The organism is Streptomyces filamentosus (assembly GCF_014654895.1).
Taxonomy (GTDB): Bacteria; Actinomycetota; Actinomycetes; order Streptomycetales; family Streptomycetaceae; genus Streptomyces; species Streptomyces filamentosus.
In genome coordinates, this window is record NZ_BNBE01000001.1 from 1,458,088 (window position 1) to 1,469,800 (window position 11,713).

Annotated in this window: 8 protein-coding genes; 2 read left to right on the plus strand and 6 right to left on the minus strand. The window is 75.8% G+C overall.

The genetic code is table 11. From position 1 onward, the window contains the following. The first annotated feature begins 3 nt into the window (after nucleotides 1–3). Entirely contained in the window at nucleotides 4–2,655 is a 2,652-nt protein-coding gene (locus tag IE326_RS06290) for a lysylphosphatidylglycerol synthase transmembrane domain-containing protein (protein WP_150231481.1), read from the plus strand. A gap of 28 nt (nucleotides 2,656–2,683) precedes the next feature. On the opposite strand, the gene IE326_RS06295 is transcribed toward IE326_RS06290, so the two are convergent. After that, nucleotides 2,684–3,385, minus strand: coding sequence for a YwiC-like family protein (locus IE326_RS06295; protein ID WP_190042162.1), 702 nt, complete (start codon nucleotides 3,383–3,385; stop codon nucleotides 2,684–2,686). Nucleotides 3,386–3,486: 101 nt separating this feature from the next. Here IE326_RS06295 and IE326_RS06300 point away from each other — a divergent pair, with 101 nt between their 5' ends. Continuing rightward, the gene (locus IE326_RS06300; RefSeq protein ID WP_190041018.1) at nucleotides 3,487–5,064 is read left to right on the plus strand and encodes an alpha/beta hydrolase; all 1,578 of its coding nucleotides are present in this window, start codon (nucleotides 3,487–3,489) and stop codon (nucleotides 5,062–5,064) included. A gap of 134 nt (nucleotides 5,065–5,198) precedes the next feature. Here IE326_RS06300 and moeZ read toward each other — a convergent pair whose 3' ends face one another. From moeZ to IE326_RS06325, 5 genes are all read right to left on the minus strand, one after another. Beyond that, nucleotides 5,199–6,377 (minus strand): adenylyltransferase/sulfurtransferase MoeZ, encoded by a 1,179-nt coding sequence (gene moeZ, locus IE326_RS06305; RefSeq protein ID WP_150231474.1) that lies wholly within the window; start codon nucleotides 6,375–6,377, stop codon nucleotides 5,199–5,201. Between the two features lie 63 nt (nucleotides 6,378–6,440). After that, the gene (locus IE326_RS06310; RefSeq protein ID WP_190041019.1) at nucleotides 6,441–7,262 is read right to left on the minus strand and encodes a spherulation-specific family 4 protein; all 822 of its coding nucleotides are present in this window, start codon (nucleotides 7,260–7,262) and stop codon (nucleotides 6,441–6,443) included. Beyond that, nucleotides 7,250–8,221, minus strand: coding sequence for an NAD-dependent epimerase/dehydratase family protein (locus tag IE326_RS06315; RefSeq protein WP_150231471.1), 972 nt, complete (start codon nucleotides 8,219–8,221; stop codon nucleotides 7,250–7,252). Before IE326_RS06315 ends, IE326_RS06310 begins: the two co-directional genes overlap by 13 nt. Before the next feature lie 123 nt (nucleotides 8,222–8,344). Beyond that, nucleotides 8,345–10,003, minus strand: a complete 1,659-nt coding sequence (locus IE326_RS40530) for a hypothetical protein (RefSeq protein WP_308440300.1) — start codon at nucleotides 10,001–10,003, stop codon at nucleotides 8,345–8,347. Further along, nucleotides 9,996–11,666, minus strand: a complete 1,671-nt coding sequence (locus tag IE326_RS06325) for a glycosyltransferase (RefSeq protein ID WP_190041020.1) — start codon at nucleotides 11,664–11,666, stop codon at nucleotides 9,996–9,998. Before IE326_RS06325 ends, IE326_RS40530 begins: the two co-directional genes overlap by 8 nt. Nucleotides 11,667–11,713 lie beyond the last annotated feature (47 nt).

Sequence of the window (11,713 nt, forward strand, 5' to 3'; positions counted from 1 at the left end):
GACATGGTGATGGGTCAGGACACACAGCCTCCGGGTGAGGCTCGGCCCGACGTGCCCGAGCGGGTCTCCGGCGACGAACCGCTGCTCGCGGCCCGTGTCCACCGGCCCTCCGACCTGATGCGCCTGCTCGCCGGGGTGCTCGCCATCGCCGTCGTCCTCGCCATCGCCGCCTTCGCCCACGGCACCACCTCCGGCCTGGAGCAGGACATCAACAAGGGGGCGGTCGGCGCCCCCGACGTCTTCGTCAAGATCGCCGGGCTCGTCTCGTCGATCGCGATCCTGGTGCTGCCGGTGGCGTTCGCCATCGAGCGGCTGGTGAAACGGGACGGGCTGCGGATCGCCGACGGCGTGCTCGCGGCCGTCCTCGCGCACGGCGTCACCCTCGCGATCGACCTGTGGGTGGCGAAGGCCGCCCCGGACACCATCCAGGACGCGCTGACCCAGCCGGCGAGCGGCGGCGGGCTGACGGACCCGGTGCACAACTACCTCGCGCCGGTGATCGCGTACATGACGGCCGTGGGGATGGCCCGCAGACCGCGCTGGCGGTTCTCGCTGTGGCTGGTGCTGCTGCTCGACGCCTTCACCATGCTGGTGGCCGGCTACACCACCGCCTTCTCGATCATCCTCACCGTGCTGATCGGCTGGACGGTGGCGTACGGCACGCTGTACGCGGTCGGCTCGCCGAACGTCCGGCCGACCGGCCAGACCCTCCTCGCCGGACTGCGCCGGGTCGGCTTCCGGCCGGTGACGGCGCTGCGCGCGGAGGAGATGCCGGAGACCGCGGAGAGCGGGGACCGGGGCCGCCGGTACCTCGTGACGCTGGAGGAGGGCGCGCCGCTGGACGTGACGGTCGTGGACCGGGAGCAGCAGGCGCACGGCTTCTTCTACCGGCTGTGGCGGCGGATCACCCTGCGGACGGTGACCACCCGCCGCTCGATCGTCTCGCTGCGGCAAGCCCTGGAGCAGGAGGCGCTGCTCGCGTACGCGGCGATCGCGGCGGGGGCGAACGCGCCGAAGCTGATCGCCACCTCGGAGCTGGGGCCGGACGCGGTGATGCTCGTGTACGAGCACATCGGCGGGCGGAGCCTGGACTCGCTGGACGACGACGAGGTCACCGACGAGCTGGTGCGCAGCGCGTGGCGACAGGTGCGGGCGCTCCAGTCGCGGCGGATCGCGCACCGCAGGCTGTCGGGGGACGCGATCCTGGTGGATCGTTCCGGCAGGGTGTTCCTGACGGATCTGCGGGGCGGCGAGATCGCGGCGGGCGATCTGGTGCTGCGGATGGACATCGCCCAGTTCCTGACCACCCTGGGCCTGCGGGTCGGGGCGGAGCGGGCGGTGGCGGCGGCCGTGGAGGTGCTGGGTCCGGACGCGGTGGCGGACTGTCTGCCGCTGCTCCAGCCGATCGCGCTGAGCCGGTCGACCCGTGCCACCCTGCGCAGGCTGGCGCGGGAGCGTTCGCAGCGGGAGCGGGAGGCGGTCCTCGCGGCCTCCGAGGCGGCGAAGCGGGAGCGGGAGCGGGCCAAGGCCGCGGCGCACGCGGGGCTGCCGGCGGCCGGGGCCGACCCGAAGGCCGAGAAGGCCGAGAAGAAGGCCGACAAGAAGGCGGAGAAGCGGGCGCTCGACGAGGCCCTGGACGAGGCCCGCGAGGAGGACCTGCTCGCGCAGATCCGCCGGCAGGTGCTGCTGATCCGGCCGCAGGCCCCGGTGGAGCCGGTGCGGCTGGAGAGGATCAAGCCGCGGACGCTGATCTCGATGATCGCGGGTGCGGTCGCCGCGTACTTCCTGCTGTCGCAGATCGCCCGGACGCCGCTGTCCACGATCGGCGAGGCGGACTGGCGGTGGGTGGCGGCGGCGGTGTTCTTCTCCTCGTTCAGCTACGTGGCGGCGGCGATGAGCCTGCTCGGCTTCGTGCCGGAGCGGGTCGGGTTCTGGCGGACGGTGGTGGCGCAGGTCGCCGGTTCGTTCGTGAAGATCGTCGCCCCGGCGGCGGTCGGCGGCGTCGCGCTCAACACCCGCTTCCTCCAGCGCGCGGGCGTGCGCCCGGGGCTCGCGGTGGCGAGCGTCGGCGCCTCGCAGCTCTTCGGGCTGGGGGCGCACATCCTGCTGCTGCTCTCCTTCGGCTATCTGACGGGCACCGAGAAGTCGCAGTCGTTCACCCCGTCGAGGACGGTCATCGCGGGTCTGCTGACGGTCGCGGTGCTGGTGCTCGTGGTGACGGCGATCCCGTTCATGCGGAAGTTCGTCTCGACCCGGCTGCGGTCGCTCTTCGCGGGCGTGGTGCCGCGCATGCTGGACGTGCTCCAGCGGCCGATGAAGCTGGTGACGGGCATCGGCGGGATGCTGCTGCTGACCGGTGCGTTCGTCCTCTGCCTGGACGCGTCGATCCGGGCCTTCGGGCACGGGAACGTGTCGATCAGCTACGCGAGCGTGGCCGTGGTCTTCCTCGCGGGCAACGCCCTGGGCTCGGCGGCGCCGACGCCCGGCGGCGTCGGCGCGGTCGAGGGCGCGCTCACCCTCGGCCTGGTCACGGTGGGCCTGCCCTTCGAGGTCGCCACCCCGGCGGTCCTCCTCTACCGGCTGCTGACCCTGTGGCTGCCGGTCCTGCCGGGCTGGATCTGCTTCAACTGGCTGACGAAGCGGGAGGCGCTGTAGCCCGCGCCCTCCGGCCGCGTCCTCCGGCTCACCCGTGGAGGGCGACGAGGAAGCCGAGCAGCAGCACCGAGCAGCCGACCTCGGCGGCGCCCACCACCGCCACCTTCAGGCCCCGGCCGGGCAGGACGGCGGCGCGGGCGAGGTAGCAAGCAGAGGGGACGGCCAGCCAGGGGTCCAGCAGGGCCGCCGCGACCAGCGCCGCCGCGTGGTGGGCGACCGAGCCCCTGCGGTACGCCTCCGACCGCCGCTCGCGGATCATCGTCTTCACGTACGGGACGGTGCCGGCGAAGTACAGCAGGCAGGCGAGCGCGGGGGCGAGCCCCTCGGCGAGCGTGCCGCCGCCCGCCCGGTGGGCGACGAGCAGCATCCCGCAGGCGGGGACGACGGCGGCGAGGCCGTTGACGAGGGCCCGCTCCCGGTTGCGGCGGGCGTGGAGGACGTTCACCGCGAGGAAGGGCGCCATGAGGGCCGCGGCGACGAGCAGCCACGGGGCCGCGGCCAGGAGCGGCAGGCCGAGGGCGAGCGCGGCGGTGGCGAAGGCCAGGGCGGGGCGGTGGTGCCGTGCGGCGGCCCGGGGGTTGCGGGAGGCGCGTCGGAGCCGTACCCACTGCTCGGCGTGGCCGCCTGCGTCGCCTCGGGCCTGCGGGCGGCGGAGACGGTGGCGGGAGCGGGAGCGGTGACGATGCCGGGGCGGACGCCGGGGGCGGGGACGATGCCGGGAGCGGCGCAGGCGTCGGGGCCGGGGCCGCGGGGCCGCTGACCGCGTCGGCCGGACACCCGCTTGGGGGTGCGTCCCGCGCGGGGACGGGGCGGGCGGCGGAGCATGAGGGCATGCCGATCTCCGCCGCCCAGCGCGCCGCCGCCCTCACCGCCTCCGCCGTCCTGCTCCTGGCCGGCTGCTCGGACGACTCCGGCGACGGGACCCCGGCGGCCGCCCGCCCCACCGGCACCGGCGGCCTGTCGGCGCTGACGGAGCAGAGCCTCGAATGGGCCGCCTGCCCGCCGCCGTCCGCGGCGGAGGGCGGCGGCGACGCCCCCACCCCGCTGCCCGGCGGCGCGGCCTGGCAGTGCGCCTTCCTCAGGACGCCGCTGGACTGGTCGTGGCCCGAGGGCGAGACGATCGAGCTGGCGCTGATCCGGGCGCGGGCGAAGGACACGCCCCGGCGGATCGGTTCGCTGGTCTTCAACTTCGGCGGTCCCGGCGGCTCCGGCGTCACCGGCCTGCCGGGCTTCGCCCAGGACTACGAGTCCCTGCGCTCCCGCTACGACCTGGTCTCCTTCGACCCGCGCGGCGTCGGCCGCAGCGAGCCCGTGGAGTGCGCCACCGACAAGGAGCTGGACGCCTACTACGCGCTGGACTTCACCCCGGACGACCAGGCCGAGGAGCGGACGCTGTCCGACGCGCAGAAGAGGTACGCGGCGGGCTGCGAGAAGGACGCCGGCGAGGTCCTGCCGCACGTCGGCACGGAGAACGCGGCCCGGGACATGGACCTGCTGCGCCAGGTCCTCGGCGACGACAAGCTGCACTACTTCGGCATCTCGTACGGCACCGAGCTCGGCGGCGTCTACGCCCACCTCTTCCCGGAGCGGGTGGGCCGGGCCGTCTTCGACGCCGTCGTCGACCCGGACGCGGGCGTCGAGGAGGGCGCCCTCGGCCAGGCGAAGGGCTTCCAGCTGGCGCTGGACAACTTCGCCCAGGACTGCGTGGACCGGGGCGACGAGTGCGCGCTGCCGGGCTCGACGGTCGCCGAGGTCGAGAAGGGCGTGACCGACCTCCTGGCCCGGCTCGACGAGGAGCCGATCGCCGGCATCGGCAGCCGGAAGCTCACGCAGACCCAGGCCACCAACGGCATCGCCCAGTCGCTGTACTCGAAGGACTTCTGGCCCTATCTGGAGCAGGGCCTGGAGGCCGCGGACGGCGGCGACGGCGCGCTGCTGCTGGCCCTGTCCGACTCCATGAACGGGCGCGGCGAGAACGGCAGCTACAGCAACATCCAGGCCGCCAACGCCGCCATCAACTGCGTCGACTTCCAGGAGCGCTACACCCTCGGCCAGGCGAAGGAGCGGCTGCCCGGGTTCCGCGAGGCGTCCCCGGTCTTCGGCGACTTCATGGGCTGGGCCCTGTCGAGCTGTTCGCAGTGGCCAGTGCCGGGCCTGTGGGAGCACCCGGACGTGTCGGCGCCCGGCTCGGCGCCGATCCTGGTGGTCGGCAACACCGGCGACCCGGCGACCCCGTACGAGGGCGCCCGCGCGATGGTGAAGGCGCTGGGCGACGGCGTCGGCGTGGAGCTGACGTACGAGGGCGAGGGCCACGGCGCGTACAACGGCGGCAGCGGCTGCGTGAAGAAGGCCGTCGACGGCTACCTCCTGGAGGGGAAGGTGCCCGCCTCCGGGACCGTCTGCAAGTGACGGCCGCCCACGCGTGACGGCCGTCCGCACGCGACAGCCGTCTGCGAGGAGCGGAGGGCGGGGCGCGGGACGGCCGGAGGGCCCCGGACCGTCACCCGGTCCGGGGCCCTCCGCGCGCCGTCGCGCCGCCGTTCCTAGTAGACCGGCTTCTCGGGCTCGATCTGGTGGACCCAGCCGATGACGCCGCCGCCGACGTGCACGGCGTCCGCGAAGCCCGCGGACTTGAGCACGGCGAGGACCTCCGCGCTGCGGACACCCGTCTTGCAGTGCAGGACGATCTTCTTGTCCTGCGGCAGGTCCTGGAGGGCGTTGCCCATCAGGAACTCGTTCTTCGGGATCAGACGGGCACCGGGGATCGAGACGATCTCGTACTCGTTGACCTCGCGGACGTCGATGATGTCGATGTTCTCGCCCTCGTCGATCCACTCCTTGAGCTGCTTCGGAGTGATCGTGGAGCCGAGCGCCGCCTCCTGGGCCTCCTCGGACACGACGCCGCAGAAGGCCTCGTAGTCGATGAGCTCGGTGACGGTCGGGTTCTCGCCGCAGACCGCGCAGTTCGGGTCCTTGCGGACCTTCACCTGGCGGTACTGCATCTCCAGGGCGTCGTAGATCATCAGGCGGCCGACCAGCGGCTCGCCGATGCCGGCGAGGAGCTTGATGGCCTCGTTGACCTGGATGGAGCCGATGGACGCGCAGAGCACGCCCAGGACGCCGCCCTCGGCGCAGGAGGGGACCATGCCCGGCGGCGGGGGCTCCGGGTAGAGGCAGCGGTAGCAGGGACCGTGCTCGGACCAGAAGACGGAGGCCTGGCCGTCGAAGCGGTAGATCGAGCCCCACACGTACGGCTTGTTCAGCAGCACGCAGGCGTCGTTCACCAGGTAGCGGGTGGCGAAGTTGTCGGTGCCGTCGACGATCAGGTCGTACTGGCTGAAGATGTCCATCACGTTGTCGGCTTCCAGCCGCTCCTCGTGAAGGACCACGTTCACGTACGGGTTGATGCCGAGCACGCTGTCGCGCGCCGACTCCGCCTTGGACCGGCCGATGTCGGCCTGGCTGTGGATGATCTGGCGCTGGAGGTTCGACTCGTCGACCTCGTCGAACTCCACGATGCCGAGCGTGCCGACACCGGCCGCGGCCAGGTACATGAGGGCCGGCGAGCCGAGGCCGCCGGCGCCCACGGCGAGCACCTTGGCGTTCTTGAGCCGCTTCTGCCCGTCCATGCCCACGTCGGGGATGATCAGGTGGCGGGAGTACCTGCGGACCTCGTCTACGGTGAGCTCGGCAGCCGGCTCGACCAGGGGTGGCAGCGACACGGGGACTCCGTTGGTCGGTATGTCAGTACGGTTGTTCTCCCCGTAACACTGCCACGCCCCTCCTCATTCCGAGACACCCGGTCCGATACGCGAGACGATTTCGTCCCAGTAGCCGGGCAGCGAGTGAAATGCGCTGTTTCGTCCCCCGGGTCCGCCGAGACCGCCTGGGCCGCCGAGGCCGCCGGGCCTTCCGGGTCCCCCGGAGGGCACGAGCCCCCCGGCCGCCCCCGTCCCTCCCGGGCGGTCGGTGAAGAAGATGGTGCCCGCGCCCTGCCAGCGGGCGATCCGCAGCGCCTCGTCGAGGTGGGTGCGCGGCACCCCGTGGACGAAGTGCGCGAACTTCCCCTCCGGGTGGTCCGCCGTCCACTCGGCCACCTGCGACCAGCGGTAGTCCGCCCAGGCGCCGGAGAAGGTCACGAGCTGGTCCGCCGCCTCCGCGTAGCCGGGGTGCGGATGGCTGCCCTGGCCCAGGACGAGGTGGGAGTCGCCGCCGAGGAGCGCCGACAGGGTCGCCGTGGTCCTCCTCACTCCGGGCAGGTCCGTCCGGTCCGTGGGACAGCGGTCCAGGTAGAAGCCGCCGACCCGGTACCAGTCGACGAAGCGCTGGGCCTGCGACACCAGCTCGCCGAAGGGCCGCGAGCCGTGGGCCAGGTCCAGGTGCCCGAGGACCCGCACGCCCGCGTGGCGCAGCCTCCCGGCGGCCTCCAGGCAGTGCGGGTCGGGGCGGCTGCCGGGGCCGTCGGAGACGTTGAGCACCGCCCAGTGGACGGGGGTGCCGGGCCGGGCCAGTTCGGCCCACTCGACCGGGGCGAGCAGCGGGTGGGCGTAGCCCGGGGCGCCCACGCCGAGCGCCCGGACCGTGCCGGCGGCGGTCAGATGCGACACGCCGCCTCCATCCAGATGTCGGCGAGCGACTCCTCCAGGTTGATCCGGGGGCGCCAGCCGAGCCGGTCCCGGGCGGTGCGCACGTCGGCCTGCTGCCAGGGCCCGCAGCCGTCGGGGTACGGGAAGGGGGCGGAGGCCAGCTGTTCGGCGATGGTCGCCTCGGTGCGCGGGGCGCCGATGACGGGCCGCTGCGGCATGCCGTGCGGGGCGTCGACCTCGTGGAGGTTGCCCGCGTAGCCGGCGACCCTGGCGAGGACGGCGGCGGCGTCGCGGAGCCGGACGGCCCGTCCCGTACCGATGTTGACGACGCCCTGGGCGGCGGACAGGGAGGCGGCGTGGACGGCGCGGGCCACGTCCCGGACGTCCACGAAGTCCCGCTGCACGCCGAGGCCGCTGAGCTTGAGTTCGCCGTCGCCGGCCTGCATGGCGCGGCGCATCGCCTCGGCGAGCCGGCCGAGCGGGGAGCCGGCCGGGGTGCCGGGGCCGACCGGCGAGAAGACCCGCAGGACGACGGCGTCGAGGCCGGAGCCGAGGACGAGTTCGGTGGCGGCGAGCTTGGAGACCCCGTACGGGCCGCCGGGGCGCGGCACCGCGTCCTCGGCGGTGGAGGAGCCGGGCTGGCTGGGCCCGTACTCGGAGGCGCAGCCGACCTGGACGAGCCGGGCGCCGCAGCCGCTGCGGCGCAGGGCCTCGCAGACGGTGGCGACGGCGACGGTGTTGTGCCGGGTCAGCTCGCGGGCGCCGCCGCGGGTGGCGCCCGCGCAGTTGACGACCACGCCGGGGTGGACGGCGTCCAGGAAGCGGGTGAGCGCTCCGGGGCTGCCGGTGGCGAGGTCGAAGCGGACGTCGGCGTCGTCGCCGCGGCCGAGGGCCGTGAGGTGGACCGCCGGGTCGGCGAGCAGCCGGTCGGCGACGAAGCGGCCGATGAAGCCGTTGGCTCCGAGCAGTAGCACCCTCATCGTGCGGCCCCTTCGTGCCGACCGGCCGGTGCTGGGGAGTGAGGGGTCATGGTCTTCGTTCTCCTTGGGGTGATGAGTCGGGGGCCGGGCGCCCGCGGCGTCGGCTCCGCGGGAACACCGGGGTCAGGGGGTGGTGTGGGCCGAGGCCCGGGTGAGGACGGTGGTGGCGTGGGCCAGCAGGCCGAGCGCGGCGGCTCCGCAGGCGAGCGCGGGGAGGGCGCCCGGGCCCCAGGCGGCGACAGCGGTCCGCACGGGGACGGCGAGCGCGTCGAAGCCGGGGAGGGGGAGCCGGGCGGCCAGCACGCTCGCGACGCCGAGGACTTCGGCGGCGCAGGCGGCGGCGAGGGCGGCGGCTGCCGTCCCGGGGTGTCCGTGGACGGCGAGCAGCCGGGCGAGGAGGAGCAGGGAGCCGAGGGCGAGCGGTCCGGCGGCGGGGCCGGTGGGCGCGAGCAGCACGGCGAGGGCGGCGAGGTGGAGGAGGACGGCGGCGAGCAGCCACGCGCGCGCGCCGGCGGCGAAGTCGGCGAGGCCGCGGCCGGTGGCGATCCGGCGGCGGGCCCGGTCGGCGAAGAGGCGGGCGCACCAGGCGGCGGGCACGACGGCGAGCGCCAGCCCGAGGAGCGGGCCGGGGGTCAGCTCCCAGCCGTCGTCGGGGCCGCCGACGAGCACCTGTGCCAGGAACCCGTCGCCCGCGACGGCGTACGCGAGGAGCCACAGGGTCCAGAGCCGGGCTGCGGGCGCGGCGGCCTCGGCGCGCAGCGGGCCGCGCCGGACGGCGAGGACGAGCGCGGCGGCGAGGCCGAGCGCCCCCGCGGTCCCGGCGGCGAGCAGGGCGGCGCCGTGGAGGTGCGCGAGGGCGGGCACCAGCAGGGCCGCGGCGGCACCGGGGGCGAGCGCGGCGAGCACCCACGGGGCGCGGGGCTCCGGGGCCTCCTCGGCGGGGGCGGCCTCCTGGTGCCGGCGGGGCACGCGCGCGTACAGCTCCTCGGCGAGGGAGAAGACGTCGCGGTGCCGGTGGCGGGCGGCGGTCCGGTCGGTGAACCCCAGCGCTTCGAGCCCGGCGGCGATCTCCAGCGGGTCGACGGCGCGGGCGCACAGCTCCCGGTGCCGGTGCATGAGCACCTTGACGGGGTCCCCGCCGCGCCGCCCCTTCCCGGCGGGGGCCTCGGCGACGGCCTCGACGACGGGCTCGGGCGGGGCACCCCAGGCGATCCCGGGACCGGGGGCCACGGGGCCGCCGGGGTCTCCGGCCTCTCTGGAGAGCGGGGCGGGCGTGGGTACGGGGGCAGGCTCGGGTACGGGGGCGGGTTCGGGTGCGGAGTCGAGCGCGGACTCCGCCGGACCGGGCTCGTGCCCGGCCTCCGGAGCGGCCCCGGCCCCGGGCTCGTCCCCGGAGGCTCCGTCGCCGTCCACCGGTCCGTCGCCGTCCGCCGATTCTTCGCCGTCCGCCGATTCCTCCCCGTCCGCCGGCCCGTCCTCGGGCGCGGCTTCCGGTCCGGCGGCGGCCCGGGGCCGGGCGGGCGGGGTCGGGCGGGGCGGGCCGAAGGCGGAGAGGAGGTCGTCGAGGGCGGTCGCCCCGGCGGGGAACGGTTCCGGGCCGGGGCGGGGGTCGGCGTGGAGGTCGAGGGTGGGGAGCGGGCTCGCGGGCCCCGGGGCTATGGCGGGGGGTGCGGGTTCCGTGTCCGCCGCGGGGGCGCCGAGGAGGGCCTCGGAGCGGGCGTCCCAGGCTCCGGGGCTCGTCGGGGCGGCGGGGCCGCGCATGGGGGTGCCTCCTTCAGGCATCGGGGGCTCCTGTGCCCGCGGGGACGGCCTTCGGCGTCCAGCTGCCGGGGAGGTGGGCCTCGGCGGGGTGGGCGAAGGGCACGTCGGAACCGCCGCGGTGGCGTGCGGGCGCGTGGGAGAGGAGCTCCAGATAGATGCCGCGGAACGCGGCGAGGTTCTGGTCGACGGTGAAGAGTTCGAGCGCGCGGGCGCGGGCGGCGGCGCCGAGCCGGTGGCGGCGGCCGGGGTCGCGCAGCAGCGCGAGGCAGGCGTCGGCGAGCGCGCGGGGGTTGCGCGGGGGGACGACGAGTCCGGTGCCGCCGATGATCTCGACGACCGCGCCGACGTCGGTGGAGACGGTGGCGCGGGCGCAGAACATGGCCTCGACGAGGCTGGCGGGGAAGCCCTCGACGGTGCTGGAGAGGACGACGACGGCGGCGGAGGCGTAGACGTCCTCCAGGGTGGGGGCCTCGGGGCCGCCGAGCTCCTCGAAGGAGACGGGGTTCTCTCCGACGGCGTGGGCGCCCGTGGCCTCGTCGGGGAAGAGCTGGGCGGCGAGCGCGGCGCACTGCGCGAGGTAGGCGCAGGGGTCTCCGTCCCCGCCGGGCCCGGCCGGCTCGGCGGGGACGGAGACGATCCGCAGCCGGGTGCCGGGCTGCCGGGCGCGGAGGTCGGCGAAGGCGTGGAGGAGGGCGACGAGGTCCTTGGCGGGCTCGACCCGGCCGATCCACACGAGGGTGCCGGGCTCGCCGCTCTCCTCGTCCTCGCCGACCTCGGCGAAGCGCTCGGCGGGCATGCCGGGGTGGACGGTGCGGACCCGGTCGCGGCCGGCGCCGAGCCGTTCCTGCCAGCGGCGGGCGTGGGCGTTGCCCGGGGTGAGGAGGTCGGCGGCGCGGTACGTCTCCCCCGCGAGGCGGCCGTGGAGGGCGGCGAGCAGGGTGCGCAGGGCGGTGGAGCGGCCGTCGGCGCCGGGCCCGGCGAGGTAGTGGGAGCGCAGGCCGACGCCGTACTCGGTGACGAGGAGCGGGGTGCCGAAGAAGCGTTTGGCCAGGAGGCCGGGGAGGGCGACGGGGCCTCCGGCGGTGGCGTGGCAGAGGTCGGCGGCGCCGAGCGCGGTCTCGTCGTACCAGTCGAGGGAGAGGGGGCGCAGGGCCCGCTCCAGGTGGTCGGCGAAGGCGAGGAGGTCGCGGAGTCCGGCCGCGGCGGCGGCCCGGCGGGCGCGGGGGGCGCGGCAGGCGTCCTCCAGGAGGCGGACGGCCTCGTCGGAGCGGAGCGCGCCGGGCAGTCCGCCGCGGTCGCGGGCGAGGTCGGCGAGGGCGCCGAGGCCGGTGGCGAAGGCGTGCGCGGGGTCGTCCCCGGCGGCCGGTCCGGGGGCGTGCCCGGGGGCGTCCTCGGCGGTGAGGCCGGTGGCGAGGGCGTGGAAGGCCTCGGCGAAGCGGCGGCGGTCGCGGCGGCCGTGCGCGCGGCGGGCGGCGCGGGGGTGCGGTCCGGCGGTCGGGGCGCCCTCGCCGGCGGCGGGGACGGGCCGGACGTGGGGCGGCAGCGGGGCCGCGGGGAGGGGGCCGCCCACGGCGTACAGGTCGAAGTCGTGGGGCGCGAGGCCGTGGACGAGCCGCTGCCACCAGGCGCCGGTGTCACCGGAGGCGCACGGGGTACCACCCTCCGTGATCAGTCCGATCCGCACGCGCACCCACCCCCGGTCCTCTTCGACGGCGCCCACCGGTCCCGTCG

Bases quoted from the DNA above. Each gene is read 5' to 3' on its own strand.
- IE326_RS06290 (WP_150231481.1), top strand. From the start codon at position 4: ATGGTGATGGGTCAGGACACACAGCCTCCGGGTGAGGCTCGGCCCGAC.
- IE326_RS06300 (WP_190041018.1), top strand. From the start codon at position 3,487: ATGCCGATCTCCGCCGCCCAGCGCGCCGCCGCCCTCACCGCCTCCGCC.
- IE326_RS06315 (WP_150231471.1), bottom strand. From the start codon at position 8,221: ATGAGGGTGCTACTGCTCGGAGCCAACGGCTTCATCGGCCGCTTCGTC.
- IE326_RS40530 (WP_308440300.1), bottom strand. From the start codon at position 10,003: ATGCCTGAAGGAGGCACCCCCATGCGCGGCCCCGCCGCCCCGACGAGC.